9 protein-coding genes and 1 tRNA gene are annotated in these 22280 nt (G+C 44.6%); 5 read left to right on the top strand and 5 right to left on the bottom strand.

The features are described from left to right. The first annotated feature begins 261 nt into the window (after nucleotides 1–261). The 3 genes from CLV42_RS33275 to CLV42_RS33265 are packed head-to-tail and all read left to right on the top strand — an operon-like array spanning nucleotide 262 to nucleotide 9062. Nucleotides 262–3804, top strand: a complete 3543-nt coding sequence (locus tag CLV42_RS33275; protein WP_146154555.1) for a hypothetical protein — start codon at nucleotides 262–264, stop codon at nucleotides 3802–3804. A gap of 23 nt (nucleotides 3805–3827) precedes the next feature. Then, nucleotides 3828–8309: a DUF6443 domain-containing protein gene (locus CLV42_RS33270; RefSeq protein ID WP_106606270.1), complete on the top strand. Its 4482-nt coding sequence runs from the start codon at nucleotides 3828–3830 to the stop codon at nucleotides 8307–8309. A 3-nt stretch (nucleotides 8310–8312) separates the two neighbouring features. Continuing rightward, the gene (locus CLV42_RS33265) at nucleotides 8313–9062 is read left to right on the top strand and encodes a hypothetical protein (RefSeq protein WP_106606269.1); all 750 of its coding nucleotides are present in this window, start codon (nucleotides 8313–8315) and stop codon (nucleotides 9060–9062) included. Between the two features lie 245 nt (nucleotides 9063–9307). On the opposite strand, the gene CLV42_RS33260 is transcribed toward CLV42_RS33265, so the two are convergent. Further along, nucleotides 9308–10876: a site-specific integrase gene (locus CLV42_RS33260; RefSeq protein WP_106606268.1), complete on the bottom strand. Its 1569-nt coding sequence runs from the start codon at nucleotides 10874–10876 to the stop codon at nucleotides 9308–9310. 217 nt (nucleotides 10877–11093) lie between these two features. Beyond that, nucleotides 11094–11167: transfer RNA gene (locus CLV42_RS33255), tRNA-Arg, on the bottom strand. Between the two features lie 100 nt (nucleotides 11168–11267). Between CLV42_RS33255 and ung the strand changes: the two genes are divergently transcribed. Further along, nucleotides 11268–11942, top strand: coding sequence for a uracil-DNA glycosylase (ung, locus tag CLV42_RS33250; protein WP_106606267.1), 675 nt, complete (start codon nucleotides 11268–11270; stop codon nucleotides 11940–11942). A 66-nt stretch (nucleotides 11943–12008) separates the two neighbouring features. Here the strand turns inward: ung and CLV42_RS33245 are convergent, their stop codons facing one another. The 3 genes from CLV42_RS33245 to CLV42_RS33235 form a co-directional block, all read right to left on the bottom strand. Next, complete coding sequence (locus CLV42_RS33245; protein WP_106606266.1) at nucleotides 12009–13136, bottom strand: efflux RND transporter periplasmic adaptor subunit; 1128 nt, start codon at nucleotides 13134–13136, stop codon at nucleotides 12009–12011. 11 nt (nucleotides 13137–13147) lie between these two features. Then, a complete protein-coding gene (locus CLV42_RS33240; RefSeq protein WP_106606265.1) occupies nucleotides 13148–17497 on the bottom strand; it encodes a CusA/CzcA family heavy metal efflux RND transporter in 4350 nt (1449 codons plus the stop codon). Between the two features lie 102 nt (nucleotides 17498–17599). Then, nucleotides 17600–17977 carry a hypothetical protein gene (locus CLV42_RS33235; protein ID WP_146154554.1) on the bottom strand — a complete coding sequence of 126 codons (378 nt, stop codon included), beginning with the start codon at nucleotides 17975–17977 and terminating at the stop codon, nucleotides 17600–17602. An 892-nt stretch (nucleotides 17978–18869) separates the two neighbouring features. Between CLV42_RS33235 and CLV42_RS33230 the strand changes: the two genes are divergently transcribed. Further along, a complete protein-coding gene (locus CLV42_RS33230) occupies nucleotides 18870–22100 on the top strand; it encodes a TonB-dependent receptor (protein ID WP_106606263.1) in 3231 nt (1076 codons plus the stop codon). Nucleotides 22101–22280 lie beyond the last annotated feature (180 nt).

Here is a 22280-nt window from a genome sequence, read left to right as displayed (position 1 = left end):
AAAGGAAATATGCCACTCTGTAATATTGAGCAACCTTGAAAGACCGTTTGCAAAATCTATTTCATCGTACCTGATTTTTTTTAATGAGCAGAGTAAATGATTTATATGAACAACGATCAGTGAAGAAAAGAAAGTTAATCGACTAATGATTAGCTTAGATTCCTTTTACAGGTTTACCAACTAGTTGGCGTTATATCTAAATTGGGCCTGAAGTATTGACCTTAAAGGATGTTAACAAGTATAATGCTCCTTTATAAGAATATGAAGAATCATAATATAATAAAAAGTTATTTGGCGGGCATACTGTGTTTATGCGGTATTGGAAGTTTGTATGCGCAGAATGCAACCAACCAGCCTGCGTTAATGAATATAACACCACCCAGCCCGAATGCTGCTTCTTTGGGCAAATTCGGAGACATACAAATTGGCCCGTCGACTGGCATTCCACAGATAAACGTTCCTATTTATAGCTATAAAAATGCCAATAGCACGCTCAAGTTAGATATCTCGCTAGACTACCATGCAGGAGGAATAAAGGTAGATGAGGTAGCATCAAATGTAGGAAGCGGATGGGCGCTGGGAGCTGGTGGAGTAATTACCCGAACTGTAAGAGATATTTATGACGAGGCGACTGGTTGGGGCTACTTAAATTCAGTTCCTGTTCCAACGGAATACGAAGGGAATGCGCGCGGAGGTTTTGGAACCTCTACCAGCCTTTTTAATGCTATGGCCACTCATAATGCGGATGGTCAATATGATATATTCAGCTTCAATTTTGCTGGCAGAAGTGGAAAATTTATCTATGGAAAGAACAATGACTTCCTGATGCTGACTTCCAATAAACTGAAAATTGTAAAGGAATATGGCGCTCTAGTGAATGGCTCTCCATCTGATAGAATAGGCAGATTTACTATAACAGACGAGAATGGAATAAAATATGTGTTTGATGCTGTAGAGTTGAGTGATGATGGTTCAGCCCAGAATTACCATGTGTGGACTTCTGCTTGGTATCTTACTAAAATAGTATCGCCTTCTTCAAGGGATAGTATTGTATTAGAATATGACGATGAATATACTACTTATACTGCGGGTAAGTTTGTTACCATGACCTATGGGTTAGGGACCTTTCCCTCAAAGACGCAGGAAACTTCTTATTCCAATATTATTTCTAACGGCAAGCGTATAAAAAAGATAAGCTTTCCTGATGGGGTATTTACGACTTTTATCTACGACACAGCAGACCGGCAAGATATGCAATCAAGCTACGGACTCGTAAGATTGAAGCAGATTAATGTTAGTGACGGCACATATACCCGAGGATACAATCTTTACCATGATTATTCTCTTAACCGATTAACATTAAAAAAGGTTCTCCCGTATAGCATGGTGGGCGAAGAGAAGGGATATTTGTTTGATTATAATGGAGTATTGCCCAATAGATTAGATAACAATCAGGACCATTGGGGATTTTATAATACGAATGCAGCAAATGATATGTTGCCAGTATATCGGGAAAAAACTTCTGGTGACATCATACCGGGAGGCAATCGCAATACTGATCCTGTCAGGGCAAGAGCTGGCAGCCTGAAAAGGATGACGTATCCTACAGGAGGTTATACCGACTTTGAAATGGAATCAAACACCTCGGCAGATGCACGATTAACTGATAGTACAATAACCTATATCAGGGAAAAGAGTTTTAGTAGTTCAATTTACTGTAGTAGCGGCACGCCAGCTACAGAACCGTTCACCTATAACGGTGACCCTAGTGTTACCACCACATTCAACGCGCAGATCATTCTTTCCGCTGACTGTGACCTCTCTTCAAACGATTGTTATTTTGTTATACAGGTAAGAAATAGCTCTAACCAGGTACTTACCACCCAAACAATTAACAACGACGGTTCTTATAACTATCTTGACTATCCATTCGTGGTTGCAAACCTCACCAAAGGCGCGTCCTATAATTTTTATGTATATACGGTGGGAATGAACTATCATAATTATATAACGTTGAGCTGGAAAGAGTTGCATAATCAAAATCCTGATACAATCAAGACTATCAATAAGCAGCTTTACATTGGTGGGTTAAGGGTGAAATCTATAAAAAATTACGATGGTATCAATACCTCACCGGTAACAGCCAAAGAGTTTGAGTATCTTAAAGATGATAGTACTACTTCTTCAGGGGCATTGGGTGTCATTCCCGAATACGAGCACGATGTATTCTATGAATCCGAGGAAGAAACGTCTATACCGCCAAATTATCATCCCTCTTATAGCAGCTATGGTCTAACCAATGCTATTGTAAGGTGCAGTTCACCTACTCAAACATTGGCGTCCATTAATGGTAGTCCAGTTACTTATAGTAGGGTAGTGGAAAAGCAGCTAAATAATGGAGTAAATAATGGTCGTATCGTCCGGTACTTCAGTTCGTATCCGCCTGGAAGCCTGGGGGGGTATAACGTCTTTCCGTTTACACCGCCTACCAATACAGAATGGGGGTACGGTGAACTGGAAAAGGAGTTGGTGTTCGATAATTTAAACAACCTGTTGAAAACCACGGAAAATGTTTACGTAAGTACCATTAATGACTATTACAGCAGCCAGCAACGTGTTCAGAATTTTACAGCAGTAGCCCTTGGTCCGGTTAAATACCAGATATATAGAGGTACCTCTTTCGGTTGGGGAAACATCAAAGATGTTTGGTATTATGCATCCCGAGTCTTTACACCCGCTTCAGGAAGAAGAGATCTTATTAAAACGACTGTTACAGAAAATCTGAGTGGACAGTCCCTTGTTACTGAAGTAAGCTATACTTATGACACAGCGTTTAATATTAAAGTAGTTACTGGTTTTAATAGTGTGGGGGATAAGATGGAAAAAGTGAACTATTATCCATACGAATATAATACCACCGTCGCAAATGCCATGAAGGCCCAGAATATGATTGCTCTAGAGATTGCGGCTGAGAACTGGAGAACAAAGGGAGCAGTAAAGTATCTTGTTGGCGGTTATAGTAATCAATACATTCAGCACGCGTCTGGCATAAGAAATAGTGGCATTGCTGCGTTTAACAGTACAAATGCCATAACATCTACGTCGGTGGTGGCATTTAACCCCGCATCGTTTAATAGAGACACTTCACTTTTTAAAAATCTGATTTCTTTCAGTCAGTATACATCTAAGGGATACTTAAATGAACAAAGTAAACTTGGAGATGCGAAACACGCCTATATCTACGGTTATAAAGGAAACTATGTAATAGCAGAATCTATTAATGCAGGCGTCAACGAAATTGCTTATAGCGGTTTTGATGAAGATGGTAAAGGTAACTGGTCTTACGCCGGTGCGCCCGTAACTGATGCAGCGGCTTTGTCTGGCAACAAAGTGTATAACCTTTCAACGGGGGCCATTTCAGTAAGTGGATTAGATGCTGGCAGGTTATATAAAGTATCTTACTGGAGTAAATCCGCCGTTGCGGCAAGTATTAACGGCACTGCTACTATTAAGGGAGATGTAAGAAACGGCTGGACGTATTTTGAGCATTTTTTGCCATCAGGGGCCACTAGTGCCACAGTTCAGGGTGCGGTTATCATTGATGATCTACGGCTTTATCCTTTAGATGCTACGATGGCTACCTATACATATCAACCTCTGTACGGCATGATATCCAGCTCTGATCATAACGGTAACTCTGTGTATTATCTATATGATGGTTTCGGAAGGCTAAAGGTGGTGAAAGATGCCTTGGGGAGGATATTGAAACAGTATGATTACCAGTTTCAGACCTCCAACAATTAATAACATAGATCTCTATCAGAATTATGAAATTTCAAATAATTTCAAGGGTGGTTTTTGCATTCTTGATCCTGCCATTTACCTTATTTGCACAAAATAAACCTGGGGGTACCCGACTTACAGCCACGGCTGATTCCATTCCCCGGCCCTACAATAACCCGGTGATCAACTTTGTGAGAACCTGGGAACCCGATAGCCCTTTTACAGATACCGGTGCGGTTTCAGCAGCAAGCAGGTTAGTTAGGGAGGTAAAGCAGAAGACGGAATACATGGATGGTTTGGGTCGTCCCGTTCAGGCAGTTTCAAAGGGAGTGAGCCCTAACCGACGTGATTTTGTGTTGCCCGTAAAATATGATGATCATGGGAGGGAACAATATAAATACCTCCCTTATGTACATCAATCTTCTGCAGACGGGAAGTTTAAACTAAATCCTTTCAATGCACAAGATTCCTTTTACAGAAATCAGGTGCTTAATCCAGGAGTAGAGGGCGAAAATATTTTTTATGGCAAAACGGAGTTTGAATTCTCTCCACTTAACAGGGCGGTAAAAAGCTACGCTCCCGGAAATAGCTGGGCGAGCAAACCGGTCCAAACCCGTTATCAGGCCAATTTGGTTGCTGATTCTGTAAGGGTCTGGAATGTAGGCGCAGGTATTCCCTCTAGTACGGCTACCTATGCTGCAGGACAATTGAGGAAAACTACATCTATAGATGAACAAGGTAGCCAGACTATTCAATACCGGGATAAGGAAGGACGAATTGTGTTGAAAAAGGTTCAGCTATCGCCTACGCCAGGCAATGGTCATGCAGGTTGGTTGTGTACTTATTATGTATATGACGATATTGGCAGCTTACGCTTTGTAATTCCTCCTCTGGCTGTAGAGTCGATTAAGGGTGCTTGGGTTATCAGTACAACTGTTGCCAATGAGCTGTGTTTCCAGTATCAATATGACGAACGACAGCGAATGGTGGTAAAGAAAGTACCTGGTGCTGGAAGGGTGTTTATGGTGTATGATATTCGGGATCGGCTTGTATTTACGCAAGACTCTGTTCAGCGGACGAAATCACTTATGGAGTGGATGGTAACCTTTTATGACGGGTTGAACCGGCCAACTATGACGGCAATATATAAAGGTACAGCCACCAGGGAGGCTTTGCAAACGAGTTTGAATTCCGCGCCCGCGTTGCAATCCATTTCTTATATAGCACCTGCCAAAGCTGATTTGGCATTATATGATCATGACGGTAGCCCTTCATATACTGCTACCAACAGTATAACCATATTGGAGGGATTTGATTCCGGTCCAGGCGGTCAGACTGAAGCCAAAATTGATGCTTCTGGCTCAGGTGATACTACTGTTATTATAGCCAGTAACCCATTACCCAACATACCAGCATCGGCTTTAACCCCGCTGACGTATACCTTTTACGATAACTACAACTATGCCGGCAAGCTGGCCTTCGTGGGTACAGATACGGGAAAATTACAGGCTGCGGATACTTTATATCCAGAAAAGCGGCCAATAAGCAACATGACGGCTGGTTTAGTGACAGGAAATAGAGTAAGGGTGTTAGGAACCGATAAGTGGTTGACAACAACTACTTATTATAATGATAAGGGCCGGGCTATACAGATAATCAGTGAGAATAATCTGGGGGGGAAGGATGTAATGACGACGCTGTATAGTTTTAAGGGTGCTATCCTGGCTACTTATCTTCGCCATCAGAATCCCAAAAGCACGGCCTCGCAAAGCACCCTTCTCACGACTATGACCTATGACCATGCAGGCCGGTTACTTACCTTACGGAAACGTTTAAATGATAATATTGAACAGGAAAAGTTGATAGCAGCAAATAGTTATGATGAATTAGGGCAATTAAGACTTAAGCGTTTAGGAGTAAGTGCTGGGGGAACAGTCTTGGACAGCTTGAGCTATACCTATAACATTCGTGGCTGGCTGCAGGGCATCAATAAGAACTTTGTAAACGGTGGAAGTAATACCTCTAACTGGTTTGGCATGGAGTTCAGCTACGACTATGGCTTTGTTAATAACCAGTTCAACGGAAATATTGCCGGTATTAAGTGGAAAACGAGGGTAGATAGTGTCCGGGCATATGGTTACAGTTATGATATGGCTAACCGGCTTGCAGGAGCAGACTTTACCCAAAAAAATGGCGGAAGCTGGGCGCAGGATAAAAAAGACTTCACGGTAAGTAACCTAAGCTATGATGCCAATGGCAACATCAAATCAATGTGGCAAAAGGGGATGATTGGAGTAGTAAGTGATACAATTGACCAATTGACCTATTCTTATGGCGCCAGCAGCAATAAACTGTTGTCTGTGACTGATGGGAAATCAAATAAAACGGCCACTGCCAAGCTAGGTGATTTTAGAGATGGTACCAATACAGGAAATGATTATGCCTATGATGGTAACGGTAATTTGGTAACTGATTTAAACAAGAATATTAGTTCCATTACTTACAATCATCTGAACCTTCCATCTTTGATCACCATTACAGATAAGAGTACCATTACCTATAAATATGATGCTGTGGGCAATAAGTTGAGTAAAACTGTTTCAGATAACACAGGCGGCATTCCTAAAACAACGGTAACTGATTACGACGGAGCCTTTGTATATAAACAGGATAGTCTGGAATTAATAAGCCATGAAGAGGGCCGTATCCGCCCGGTTTATAAAGGCGGGCAACCGGTGCAATATGCTTATGATTATTTTGAAAAAGACCACCTAGGCAACATAAGGACGGTACTGACTGATCAGAGTGATTTTACCATGTATGCGGCCACTATGGAAACCGAGGTGGCAGAGAAGGAAGTAGCGTTATTCAGCAATGTAGAGGAAACCCGTACCGATAGGCCGACTGGCTATCCCGAAGATCAGACTACTAAAGGAAATAAGTTTGTTGCAAGGTTAAATGCAAAAGAAGGAGGGAAAAAGATAGGCCCCTCAATAGTGTTAAGAGTGATGGCAGGAGATACTATACAAATCAATGCAAAGGCGTTCTATAAATCTCAGGGCCCAACTGACAATAGTCAAAAGACTCCCGTAGAGGATATTATAGCAGGACTGGTGCAGGCATTTGGCGGTGCAAGCCAAGAAAAAGGATCGCATGCTTCTGACGTGAACACTAAGAATACTCCTTTCGATCTGGATTTCTATAACAATACATATCAACATTTGAAGGAGAAAAGCCAGGATAACGGTCAACAGGACCGTCCAAAAGCTTATTTAAACTTTGTTTTATTCGATGACGAATTTAAATTAGTGGAGGAGAACAGCGGAGTAAGGCAGGTAAAACAGAATCCAGATGAGCTGCAGGAGCTGGGAGTAGATAAAATGGCGATTGAAAAGAGCGGCTTCCTTTACGTATATACGAGTAACGAAAGCCAGCAAGACGTGTTCTTTGATAATGTTGTTTTAGCCTTGGGTAGTGGGCCATTGCTGGAGGAGACGCATTATTATCCGTTTGGGTTAGCGATGGCTGGGATATCCACAAATGCATTGAAAGGAACAGATTATGCTGAGAATAGAGTTAAGTATAATGGGAAGGAATTGCAGAATAAAGAGTTTGGAGATGGTAGTGGATTAGAATGGTCCGATTATGGTGCAAGAATGTATGATCACCAGATTGGAAGATGGTTACATGTAGACCCTCTAGCTGATAAAATGAGGAGATGGTCTGTATATAGTTATGCATTTGACAATCCAATAAAGTTTGTTGATCCAGAGGGAATGGCTCCCTATATTTATAATTGGGAAACGAAACGTTATGAAGACGAAAATGGCCAGGAAGTAGCGTGGGAAACAGTTAATGAGAATCTTGAAAAGAATGGGGATATTGAGAAGAAAGGTATGGCAATATTTGTATCCTATCCAGATGCTAATCCGGAAATACCTAGTAATCAAGGATTTGCAAGATGGTTTGAAAAAACTTTCAGCGATGGAGATGGTAAGATCAATGGTGGCCATGCCGGTGTTGTAATAATAGATGAGGAGGGCAATTCTAATTATTTCGATTTCGGCAGATATGATAGGCCAGACCTTAAGCGAAAGAAGACCAGGGGACAAAATGAAGGATCTGTGCGTTCAAGCAAAAATTATGGAAGAGCATTAATGGTTCCCCGTTGGGATTTTGCAAAGACTGATAATGATAATGTAACAGCTATTCTACTGAAGTTACATCAATCTCCATTATTAGCCGGGTACGGGAAGATTGTTGGAGCACTTGCTAAAAACCTCGACTACAGTGCCATGTTAAATTATGCCCGAAGTGCTGAGAGCGAGGGATATTTACCATTTGGAGGGTATACAACTGGTTATAACGTTTGTAATAGCGCTACTTACTGTGCCAAGTTTGCAAGAGCGGTTGGAGCGGCAGGAGGTGTAGATTGGGAGTTCGGTACACTGTATGGAATAGGAAATATATCGGATATTGAGGATGAATATGATGTTGAGCGCATTCAAATACCGTCAAAAAAGTAAATTATGAATATTAAAATTTCTACCATAATGATTAACTCGTTATTGTTGATTGCATTATTAAACATGAGCTGCCTAAGTGGCAATGGACAAGATGAAAATAAAAAGGTATTGACTCCAGATACGACCCAGAGACCTGCTAATGTATCGAGGCAGGCTACCCTTATAAATTTTGGTGGCGACGATTTACCTGTATTTGTTTGGGTTGAAGCTGTTGGCCCCCTAATAGCTGATGGAAAAGAATATTCACATATCCGGGGAATAAAGTTTACTTATGTTAAACCAAGGAAATCGTACACTGAATATTATGAAAACCTGAACCTGCGAAATGGCGCTAGAAAATTCAATTTTAAAACAAGTAAGGTTCTGGAATATCCTGGAGAAGCTAATATTCATCTCGCAAGCGGAAAGGATACCTTACCGATGTTTCATGTTTTGGGGAATGATGAATTAGAAAGAATGCATAGAGGCATTAAGTTTAAAGATATTTCAACGGTTTCGCGTGATCAATATGGTGAGTACATTGCAGATACAGACATGGAATGTAATATAAAGAAAGATGGGAATGGCATGTATATAGTGACGCTAAATAATGGTTCAAAAATAATATATAAAAGTACCTCCAAATGTAATGTAAGTGAAGAGTCTGTTAGTTTTCTAAATAGAGAAGACGGGAAGATATATCTTTTTGATAGGTCTTGTTGTTTGGAATTGGTTAATAAAGAAGATGTTAAAAAGTTTCAGGACTTAAGGTAGCATATTAGATAAAATGTTCTAATATAAGCAAGAAGGGCTGGCTATTATGAGATTTTTCCATTAGAAGAATAGTTGTGTCTGACAAGCTTTCCGGGGAAGGTCCCTCAGTGTATCGCATAGCGACAGCATTGAGGGACCTTGTTGCGTTAGTCTACGATCTGAATAGCGAAGACCAATTTTCTCCGGTGGCTATCTTCAGAAAACGGAGTCATCTTATTGTCAAATTGGCTTGTAATAACAAACGGCTATTTGTCATTCGCAACATAGGCTATCCGCAAAGTCGGAACTGGAAATGCTGAAGTTTTTTTGTTTCCAGGCAATTTATCGGATTGAAAAATCCGCTCCTTCCTAGTCAACTCTGTCCCCTTTCCAAACAGCTTCTCCTTCACCATCCCCATACTCTCACTAATTTTCCTCTTATTCGCCTTAACATAAATCTCCGTCGTCTTCACCGACTTATGCGACAGCATCTTCCCAGTGGTCTTAATATCCACCCCATTATTAAACACAACTTCATTAGCAAAGAAATATCGCCACTGATGGCTGTGGTTAATGATATTAATCCCTGTTTCGGTCGCAATCTCTTTAATCCCTCGGTTGTACGCCTGATTAGTAGGTACAGGCAGGAGACGGTTCCTGCGTAGACATAATGGATGATCTTTGTATTGCTCAATAATCTCTAGTGCGAGCGGTAGGAGAGGCAAACTTACATCTCCATCTGTCTTCTGTCGCTTTTTCTCAATCCACAGTTCCCCATCTGAGCCTTTCACAATGTCCCTAGGGCTAAGATCAAATACTTCCTGGTAGGCCAGCCCTGTCATTCCGCAAAATATATTAATGTCCCGTATCTCCCGTAAGCTTTGTTTAGACAGATCCGCGTTCAGCAGTGTCACAAAATCATCCATACTTGGCCATAACTTATCCGGCTCAACATAACTACACCTGAACAGACCGAAAATATTTGCCTGTAGCCAACCATTTGCCACTGCCCGGTCAATAATCTCCTTCAGGCATTGACAGTATTTGGTCGCCGAATTCTCGTTCACTCCCCATTGAACCAATAGATAATTAAACAGGTCAGCAATGAATTTATACTCCAACTTTTCAATAGCGAGATCATCCGCTTTATATCGGTATCTAATAAAGGAGAGATACCGATTTTTCCTGCCGATCATTTTCTCCAGGCTATTCGGAGAACGATTGCCGCTGAACGCCAGCAACAGAAAATTCAGCAGATACTCATCGATGGCCAAAACGAGTGTCTTGTGATGGCTCTTGTTATCAAAGATGGTATTTGCCTCTTTGGTAATAGCGTCCAGTCTTTTTTTAATACCATTCCGTCGATCTTCAAGAATGATCCTTTTCTCTGATGAAGGCACCGCATCAAATTCATACGCCTTCTTCTCAAACCTGCAGTATTTGATATAATCGCATATCAGGGCATCCAGCCGTTCACTAAAAGCCAGATTGGCAATTTTCTGTTGCTGTTGATCTTTACCGTTAATAGGGGAGCGGTAGGAGTCCAATACCAATTTCGGGGTTGCCAGGCCATGTAGCGCCTGTACGAGGTCAAAATGCCGCTGGAGATCGGCCTTCATTAGTTCCAGGGTTTTGTTATACTTCTTGTAGTCCGGGTCACCGGCGGTGACCTGTTTTCGTTCTTTATCCCAGTGTTCATCTTTGACCTTAATCCCCGAGGTTATTTCATCTGAAATCCCATCAATAGTAACCCGGAGATAAATAAATACCATCCCGCTTGCGGGATTCTTCTTCTTGCGGTAGACTAATACCGACAAATTCTGCTTTACGTTCATTTTGTCACATTTAAGCGTTAAAAAAATCGCTCTTCAAACCCACTACAAGCATATCATTTTGCCGCGTGCCCCACAAAGATAGGCACCGAAAGGGTCACCGAATGGGGCACCATTTCACTTGATTTCATTTAAGCTACTTTAGTATCCAAAATCCCCCGAAACCCGCACCAGTCAAACTTTCTTGCATAAAAAAAGCGCGACTTACATCGCGCTTTCGTGAACCGGATTGGATTCGAACCAATGACCTGCTGCTTAGAAGGCAGCTGCTCTATCCAGCTGAGCTACCGATCCATATCCCCAAATTTTCCTATATTTAACGTTTAATTTGGGAGTGCAAATCTATGGAAAATTCCCTTAATAATTCAAAATAAATCAAAAAAAATAAAACGCTATGGAGGTACAAATCGAGCCTACCTGGAAGGAAGTCCTCAAAGACGAGTTTCACAAAGGCTATTTCGAACAGGTTGTCATGGCCCTCAAACATGAAAAAGCCGTCGGAAATACCATTTACCCCCCCGGAAACCTGATATTCAACGCCTTTGATAAAACCCCCTTCGACAAGGTAAAGGTCGTATTGCTAGGTCAGGACCCTTATCATGGCGCCGGACAAGCACATGGATTGTGTTTTTCCGTACAGGATGGCGTAAAACCCCCGCCCTCCCTGGTAAATATCTATAAGGAAATGAAGGCAGACCTGGGACTACCCATCCCGCAGGGTGGCAACCTGACAAAATGGGCAGATCATGGGGTGTTGTTACTCAACGCCATGCTGACGGTAAGGGCCAATGAACCGGCTTCCCACAGCAAAATAGGCTGGGAGAACTTCACCGATGCCGTGATCAGAAAGGTGTCTGAACTGAAAAAGGACGTGGTTTTCATCTTATGGGGCCGTTTTGCGCAGGATAAGCAGGTCCTGATCGACGCTACAAGGCATCATATATTAAAAGCTGCTCACCCATCACCCTTCAGTGCGGACAAAGGCTTCTTCGGGTGCAAACATTTCTCAAAAACCAACGAATTACTGGCAAAAGCCGGCATAGAACCGGTCGACTGGAGCCTGCAATAAGAAATTACAAAGGCCCCGGAATAATCGGGGCCTTTGCTTGCTGTTTACGATCTGGTATAGTTAGGCTTATTCCTCTTCGGCGCTGTTTTTCATCTTCATCAACAACGCATAAGCATTTTTAGTCACTAATTTTGTACTGGTATCCACCCCAGGTGCCGAAAACTGTTCCTGTCCATTATTCACATTCCCGGGAGTAACCTGCACCATTTGAAAACTATTACCCCCCTTATCTGCAAACACATAAAAATTATTCTGCCAGCGAACGATCGCCGCTTCATTAACAGTAAGGGCAGTCGCATTGTTGACCGCTACCTCCGCATTCATAAACATCCCCGGCAGGAGGGAAGCGTCAAACTGGTGGAAATGACAATGTACCGTCGCCATCCTGTCTTCATTCAGGTTCTTGCTTATCAGCAGGATTTCGGCATTATATTTCTTCTCCGGATGCTCGTTATTGTAGGCGACTACCTTCTGTCCAACGGACAACTGGTTCACATCCTTCTCGAACACACTCAGGGCCAGGTGAATATCACTGGGATTCACCAGTTCGAACAGCACATCAGTAGGAGAGGTGTATTTGCCGATATTGACATTCACCTTAGACACAAACCCACTGATAGGCGATAGGATATTCACACTCTTGGATATATTACCCGCATGCAAGTGCTCCGGATTAATCCCGATCAGCTCTAACTTTCGCGCCAATGCCTGCATGGTGATACGCTGACTCTCCATCTCAGTCTTACTCTGCTGTAGCACTTTATCACTACTCGCCTTACTGGCATTCAATTCCTGCTGCCGCTTATATTCCGTATCAGCGAAGGTGAATTTCTCTTTGGCCAGCAGGTAATCCTGTTGCAGCTGGATGAACTGCATATCTTCCAGAACGCCTAATACCTGTCCTTTGCTGATATGAGCACCCGGCAGGAGGTCTGTTCTTTTCAGGTAGCCCCCCAGTGGAAAACTCACACTCACGGTGCTCTGTGGTGGTACGTCAATGGTCCCCTGTAAACGCAGCGCACCACTCACGGCCATAGTGGAGGGATATCCGGTTTCAATACCGGCATTTTTAATCTGATCGCTGGTAAGCGTTACCATGCTGCTGTCGGTGGATGCTTCCGCCGCTGGCTCCTGGACAGGCGTATGACTGTTACAGGCAACGAACAGCAGATATAAGAAAAGATATTGTCGCATGAATGATTGAATTAAAGGTTTTGCAATTTCAGCACCTGGATAGCGGCCTGATTGTAATTGTTCAACATATCAAGGTATTCGTTCCGGATACCTATCGCCTGATCAACGAGGATAACCCACTGCAGATAGTCGATCTCTCCGCCAACAAACTGTTTATCGGCGGTAAAGATGATGGCCGCAGCATTTTCCAGTCCTTTCCCCTGATAGTATTGCAGGCTGGCAGCATACTTCTGCACCTGTGTCAATGCATTCTGCCATTCCGTACGTGTTTGCAGCAGCGCATAATCAGCTCGTTGCTGCGACAGCTGCCAGTCTAATTGTGCTGCTGAAGCCCGGGAACGCTGCGCCCCAAAGAATAAGGGAATACTGATCCCTGCGTTGACATAGTTGAACCGCTTACTGTTATTGAAATAAGTCTCCTGACCATCCACATTCTGCATCCCTGAAATACTCTGGTTATTATACCCGATGAAGAAGTCGGGCAATAACTTCGATTTCTCCGTACGCCAGCGCCAGTGGGCTGCGGCAGATTCATGCTGCAGGGAACGTATGCGGGGCAGTTGTCCCAATGCCGTATCCAGTGTGGAATAAGCAATACGGATACTATCCGTTTGCGGCTCATAAAACACACTATCTCCCAGCAATACATTAAACTGCTTCAGTGTGATCTGCATGTCTGCAGAAAGCATCTCCAGCTGATTGGCAATCTGCTGCCGGTGAGATTCCGCAGTGGTTTTCTCCAGTATATTGGTCTCCCCGGTTTTGAAACGGAGATTGGTCTTTTCTTCGAATAAGCCGTAGATGCTGTCCGCATACCGCAACAACTGCTGTTTCTCATGCAGCCAGATCCAGTCGTAGAACAGGCGCCGTACTTCAGCCCTGATATCCTGCTCCATCACCTGCGTTCTGGCCTGTGCCGCCAGGTAGTTCTCCCGTAGTGTCTTTTTCTGGTGACTATACACCGTCGGAAAACTCAGTGACTGCGTAATGCCAAAACGGTTATCTTTCTGGATACTGTTGATCTGCCCATAGTCGGCGCTGAACTGCGTTTTCGGAATGTCGACGCCCGTCTTCTGCCGCAGGTTCTCCGCCTGTTCGTTTAAGCGGGCGCTCTTGGCCTGCAGATTATGACTCAGTGCAACGTTGATAGCCTTGTTGAGATTTACAGGGCTGTTCTGGGCCTTAACGGAAGGAATGGAGATAAATACCAGTCCCGCAATTATTGCCGCTTTATTGAGTCCTATTTTAGCCTTTCCTTCGAATAAGAGATAAAGGGCCGGCAGCACAAATAAAGTCAGCAGGGTAGCGGTCAGTAATCCTCCGATTACAACGGTCGCCAGCGGGCGTTGTACTTCCGCACCGGCGCCGTTGCTTAGGGCCATAGGTAGGAATCCCAGTGATGCCACCGCAGCTGTCATCAATACCGGCCGCAAACGGTTACGCGTACCCATCATCACCAGTTGCAGTGCATCAGTTACTTTTCCTTCTTTTTTGATACGATTGAATTCTGAAATAAGCACAATACCATTCAATACCGCTACGCCAAACAAGGCAATAAAACCAACACCGGCAGATATACTGAATGGCATGCCCCGCAGCGCCAATGCAAAGACGCCGCCTATCGCAGATAGCGGGATCGCTGTATAGATCAACGCGCCCTCTTTCACAGATGAAAAGGCAAAATACAGCATAACAAAAATGAGCAGTAATGCCACTGGCACCGCAATGCTCAAGCGCTTTTTCGCCTGCTGCAGGTTTTCGAATGTACCACCATAAGTAATGGTATATCCCGGTTCGAGTTTTATTTTCCGTTGGATCTTTTGCTGCAATTCTTCAACGATCGACTGTACATCACGTCCTCTTACATTGAAGCCGACAGTGATCCTGCGTTTGGCGTCTTCCCGCTGTATCTGGTTAGGGCCTTCTACTTCATCAATGGCGGCTACCTGGTACAGCGGTATCTGACTACCGGTGGAAGTGGCGATCATCAGGTTGCGTACATCTTCTATATTCCGCCTGCCTTCATTACCGACCCTGACTACCAGGTCAAAACGTTTCTCGCCCTCATATACCTTGCCCGCAGCAGCGCCTGCAAAGGCGGCATTCACCGTACGGTTGATCTCATTGATATTCAGCCCGTATTTCGCGATCTCATTCCTGTTATAACGGATCACCACCTGCGGCATCCCCGTCATCTTCTCCACATACCAGTCAGCCGTACCGGATACCGTTTTACTGATAGCGCCGATCTGTTCTGCATACTTCGCCAGCAGGTCCAGGTCCTCGCCAAAGATCTTACATACCACATCCTGTTTGGCACCGGTCATCAGTTCATTGAAACGCATCTGTACCGGGAACTGGAAACTTAGTGTCACGCCTGGTATGGCCTGCTGCACAACGGCTGACATTTTCGATGCCAGCTCCTCAAAACTTTCCCCACTTGTCCATTCAGATTTATCCTTTAGCACAATAATCATGTCTCCCGCATCTATAGGCATCGGATCTGTCGGGATCTCTGAACTGCCAATACGGGATACGATCCGCTCCACCTCAGGGAATTTATCTTTCAGAATCCCTGAGATCTGATGAAAAGTCGCAATGGTCGTACTCAGGTTCGTACCAATCAGCAATCGTGTCTCTACCGCAAAATCTCCTTCTTCCAGCTGCGGAATGAATTCTCCGCCCATCCGGCTAAACATGAATACCGCTACGGCAAACAATCCAAAAGCAAGGGCCACCACACTTCTGCGGAAGCGCAAAGCACGGCCCAGCACCCGCTGATAAAAGTGTTCAATCTTATCCATGACACGATCAGAAAGATTGCGCTTATGCGAGATCTTCTTGCTGATGAATAATGAACTCACCATCGGTACATAAGTAAGTGAGAGGATAAAGGCTCCCATAATAGCGAAAGCCACCGTCTGTGCCATCGGCTTGAACATCTTACCCTCAATACCTTCCAGTGAAAGAATAGGTAGGTAAACGATCAGGATAATGATCTGCCCAAATACAGCAGCATTCATCATGCGGGAGGAAGACCCCGCTACTTCGGCGTTCATATCCTCCTGAGAAAGCCTGTCTTTCTGCTGATACTCCCTGGAGAAATGCAAATGATGCAGGATTGCTTCCACAATAATAACCGCACCATCCACGATCAGCCCAAAATCAAGCGCACCAAGGCTCATCAGGTTACCACTTACGCCGAAAGTATTCATCATAATAATGGCGAAAAGCATCGATAGCGGAATAACTGACGCAACAATCAGCCCCGCACGCAGATTCCCGAGGAAGATCACTAACACAAAAACGACAATCAACGCACCTTCCAGCAGATTATGCTCTACCGTGCCAATAGCATTATTCACCATTTTGGTACGGTCAAGGAAAGGCTCTATCAGCAAGCCTTCTGGCAATGTTTTTTGTATCTCTGCAATACGTTGTTTGATATTCCTGATAACCTGAGAGGAGTTTTCTCCCTTCAGCATCAGCACAATAGCTCCTGCCACCTCTCCGGTGTTGTTATAGTTCAAGGCGCCATAGCGCGTAGCCGCGCCCATTCTCACATTGGCAACATGCCTGATCAATACAGGCACTCCTGACGCGGTATTTTTTACCACAATATTTTCTATATCTGTAATACTCCCTGCCAGGCCCTCACTGCGGATGTACATAACCGTCGGTCCCTTTTCAATATAAGCCCCGCCGGTATTCTGGTTGTTGTTCTGTAAAGCAGTGAAAACATCATTGATCGTTAATCCCAACGACTTTAACTGGTACGGATTGATCGCTACCTCATACTGCTTCAGCTCTCCGCCGAACGTAGAGACCTCCGCTACGCCTTTGGTCCCCAGCAGTTGCCGTCTGACGATCCAGTCCTGGATAGTACGCAGATCAGCCAGACTATACTTACCCTCATAGCCTTTCAGCGGCCTGAGTACATACTGGTAAATCTCCCCCAGACCGGTAGAAACGGCCGCCAGCTCTGGTTTACTGGCATTTTCATTTATCTCCACCTGTTGCAGCCGTTCGCTTACCTGCTGACGGGCCCAATAGATATCAGCATCATCTTCAAATACGACGGTGATGATGGATAGTCCGAAACGCGACATACTCCGGCTTTCCTTCAGATGCGGCACATTGCTGAGGGCCTGTTCAATAGGAAAGGTGATCAGCCGCTCCACATCCTGTGCACCTAATGCCGGGGCGGTGGTAATAATCTGTACCTGGTTGTTGGTGATGTCTGGCACGGCGTCAATAGGCAGACGCGTCACTTCAAAGATGCCATAGATAACCCATAGCAACATGAACAGGCCAATCACCAGTTTATTTCTAACTGAGAATTGAATAATCTTATCAAGCATGATATCTGTTGAATGAATTGCAGGAAAGACCTATGAAATGACATACGCGCAGCGGAATACCGTTGCCATGTCAACACAGATCAATAAATAAGTGGGTGCAACTCACGCACAGGGAGGTCTGAAAGGGGAGGTCAGATTCGGGTCAGGATGATATTGGTCCTTATAAATAGTGAAAGTCCTTGATACAGTTTGTTCAGCAGCAATGATGCGGGGCGCCTGGGTGAAACGTGCGAAAAGTATATAGTGCGTATTGATATTCACCTTCTTAAAGGGAAGCTGCATATCACGGTCATTATCTGTGTCGTCCATATCCTGCCCCCAGTAGTGCATAGCCAGGAATTCCAGCAAGTCCACATTCCGGTTCTTGAGCTGGTGTTCTTTGAAATGTTCAAATAACACGGGCAGCTTCAGCAACTGATCGAATGAGGTACTCTCGGCCCAGATAAAAATAATCAGTATGTAAAGGCATACTTTTCTCACAGGGCAAAAATACGGCATAAGCCGGTTTAAGCAAGCTACTATATAAAAAAATATAACCCATAGATGGGTATCGTATCTAAATAGTGGCTGTTTATTTACGCGGTACCTATGCAGCTGATATTTACACAGCCTCTTCCGGCGCCAACAGAGGTAGTCGCGATATGCGCGTATGGCTGTTCTTAAGCCGATGAATCGTCGATGTAATCCCGTACAAACGATGTTTCACCTATGTTCATCTTACGTTAATCTTACGTTCCGGAACGTAAGATTAACGTAAGATGAACATAGGTGAAACATCGTTAATTCCTGTTTGAATCGGTATTAAAAGGGAGAGTGATGGGAGTGAATCCCCGGATGGTTAAAAATAAGCATTTTAAGCCCGATACAGGCCGTTAATCTTTGTGAGCGATATTGATGTGCCCCATGACCCGATTGGGCCCGAAAATGCCATTTTAGTCCCATTGTCAAACCGGCCCTGCTACAACTCATATTGTTTATACCCCTTCGCTCAGGATAGCCTCAAGTTCCAGTGGAGGCTATATCCTATAGGCCCATTACTATAGCATTACAGGCACTTTCTATAGCCACGGCTATACAATAGTGCCTGTAATGTAGGACTAGAGAGCCTATAGGATATAACCTCCACCGAACCTCCACTATAGCGCAACACTTCCCCAAACCCTCACATCCCACTTTCTTCCCAATCCACTGCACGTTACACTTTAAATATACTTACATATGTTACTTTTAAACCCTCCCAAGTGAAATTTTTGCAGCATGACCCCGGGAAATACGCAGATTTTTGAGTAAATTGTATAGTGGCGTTGGGGACGATAAGTGTGCTTTTTTATGTTCAAGGATTGTAGCAATTACTTACCCAATTTATACCAAGATGCATCAACCAAGTCTAACTAAGCTTTTAGGGAGCTTATTCATTGCCTGTTTTCTACTTATTAGTGTTAATGTTCAAGCCCAGGTAACTACCGCAACATTAAGTGGTATCGTTAAAAACCAGAAGGGGGAACCCCTGCCCGGTGCTACCGTCAGAGTCGCCTTCACCGATGCCGGTATCAACAAAGGACTGGTCACTAAATCGGATGGTAGTTTCGTTGTACCCAACCTTCGTGTAGGTGGCCCCTATACGGTGACTGTTTCGTTTACCGGTTATGCTACGGAAACGGCTACCGGTATCTATCTCACCCTGGGACAAAACACGGCCCTCGACCTCCGCCTGGTCGAAGAAGCCGGTAAACTCAATGAAGTGGTGATCAGTGGTCGCTCCACCATTTTCAATGACCAGCGTACGGGGGCTTCGACCAACATCAGTAGTACGCAGATCCGGCAATTGCCGACCATCTCCCGCTCTGCGGACGATTACCTGCGTATCACACCGTCTGCTTCACCTACCTACAACGGTATCTCCTTTGCAGGAAGGAATGGGCAGTATAATAACTTCTCACTGGATGGAGCGGTGTTCAATAATCCCTTCGGACTGGATGCACCGGCTCCCGGCGGACAAACAAACGCACAGCCTATCTCATTGGATGCGATAGATCAGATCCAGATCAACATCGCGCCCTATGATGTTACGCAGTCAGGATTTACCGGCGCCGGTATCAATACCGTTACGAAAAGCGGTAGCAATAAATTTGGTGGTACCGTATATGGCTTTTACCGCAACGACGCTATCTCGGGCGATAAAGTGGATGGGCATAAACTAAAAGTGCCTACACTCGATCACTTCCAGGGAGGTTTCTCATTAGGCGGCGCTGTCAAAAAGAATAAACTGTATTATTTCGTCAACTTTGAAACGGAACAACGCAAAGATGGCGCCAGCGCCTATGTGGCCAGGAACAACAGTAATGCAGGGGATGTAACCACCTCCCGCGTACTGGAATCAGACCTGAATACGGTCAGCGCAGCACTGGCCCAGCGTTATGGTTATGTAACCGGCCCTTACCAGGACTTTGACCTGCAACGTAGGAACTATAAATGGCTGGCGAAAATAGACTGGGTGATCAACAGTAAACATAACCTGTCATTCACCTACAACGGGTTGGATGCTTCGCAGGAAAAGACCGCACACCCCAACGCCATTAACCGCCGTGGTCCGGACGCCATCACCCTGCAGTTCCGTAACTCAGGGTATAAGATGATCAACAAACTGCACTCCTTCGGACTAGAGCTGAAGTCTAACTTCAACGACACCTACTCCAACAAGTTCCGTGCAGTGTTCACCACATTCAGGGATAAACGCGATCCTTTCTCATCGCCGTTCCCTGTACTGAATATCACGAAATACAATGTGCCTTACATAGTAGCAGGATACGAGCCTTTCTCCATTAATAACCGCCTCAACCAGGATGCATTGCAGTTGACCGACAACTTCAATATCATCCTCCCCAAACATACCCTTACCATTGGAGCATCCTATGAACAGTTCAAGTTCGGTAACTCCTTTAACCTGACAGGTTTTGGATTTACTGTATTCTCCGGTGTGGATATCAGTACCTTCCTGGCTAACGTAGCTGCAGGAACATACGACGCCAATGTAACGTATGCGAAGAACCGTGTTGCGGCCGATCAGTGGACATGGTACTACCTCACTGTAGGCCAGATCTCCGCTTATCTGCAGGACGAGTTCAGTGTAACTGATCATTTCAAGGTAACCTATGGCGTACGTTTCGACAAGGCCCTGTACTTTACAGACAAGGCCAGTTACAGCAGTCCTAACGTTAATCAGGATGGTACTTTCGCCGGTACATTCGTAACCGGTTCACCTACTGTTCCTAACAGTGACAACCTGAAGCTGTTCGATGAAAACGGAAACCCGGTGAAAAATGGCCCTGGTCAGCAGATAGACAACACCCGCATGCCAAGCGGTAAAGTACTGGTGTCTCCACGTTTAGGTTTTAACTGGGATATCAGAGGTGATAAGACCCTGCAATTGCGCGGTGGTACGGGGCTGTTCACCGGTCGCTTTCCTTTTGTATGGTTAGGTAATGCCATCGGTAATCCATTTACCGGTTATTACAACGTAACAGCGCATAACTTCAAATGGCCACAGATCTGGCGCTCCAACATCGGACTGGATTATAAACTGCCTATCGGTACAGTGCTGAGTGGCGATATCGCCTATTCAAAAGATATCAACGCTATGATGGTGCGCGACTATGGTCTGGCTACACCTACAGGTGTACTGAATTCCGGTACCGGCGACAACCGTGCCATCTACCAGGCGTCTGACAAAGGAAATACATCTACCTATGTATTCACCAATGTGAAAGTAGGTTACTCTTTCAACGGTACTTTCCAGGCACAGCAGACTTTTGGTAAAGGATATTTCCTGATGCTGGGATATAACTACCTGATCGCAAAAGACGCCAGCTCTATTTCCGCAGAGATCTCCGGTGATGCATTTGACCGTAACCCTGTTCTCGGCAACGCCAATAAGGCAGTGAATTCTCACTCACTGTATGGTAATACCCACCGTATCACATTCGCCGGTATCAAGAAGTTTGAATATGGTAAAGGTAAGTATGCCACCACTGTATCATTCTTCAGCAACTGGACAAGTGGTAACCGTTTCTCTTATGTATACGGCGGAGACTTAAACAACGATGGTTCTGCCGCTAATGACCTGATGTACGTGCCTACAGCAGGAGAGATCAGGAACATGAACTTCTCACCGCTGCTGGATGCGGAAGGTCATAACCAGGATGCTGCCGCACAGGGTGCTGCACTGGAAGCATTCATCAATCAGGATAAATACCTGAGCAAACACCGTGGTCAGTTTACACAGAAATACGCTGGTACTACGCCCTGGTTTAGCCAGGTAGATATGCGCGTGTTACAGGACTTTAACTTCCGCGGTAAAGAAAAGACCAGCACCATACAGTTAAGCCTCGACGTCGTGAATCTCGGTAACCTGATCAGCAGCAAATGGGGATTGCGTAAATATGCAAGTACCACCGGTTATTATCAGCCAGTCGGTTTTGCAGGTAAAGATGGCACTGGTAAAGCTATTTATCAATTCGATCCTTCACAGAAACAAACATTTACCACCAGTCCTGACCTGATATCGAGATGGCAGTTGCAGGTAGGCGCAAGATATATTTTCTGATGATCTGATTGTGATGATAGAGATGGCGTTTTTCTTACAGGAAAGACGCCATCTTTTTTTTTGTGATCAGCAGCAGATCGCTTAACGGTCTCCCGGAGGGGATTTATGACCTTATTGAAAACGGACAACCCGTGTATCAAAAGCGGACAATATCATTATGCCCGATTATCTGAAACTGAT

Origin of the sequence: Chitinophaga ginsengisoli, from assembly GCF_003014595.1 — a bacterium.
Classification (GTDB): domain Bacteria; phylum Bacteroidota; class Bacteroidia; order Chitinophagales; family Chitinophagaceae; genus Chitinophaga; species Chitinophaga ginsengisoli.
The sequence above is the reverse complement of the archived record's forward strand: the minus strand, read 5'-3'. Positions and strand labels throughout refer to the sequence as shown.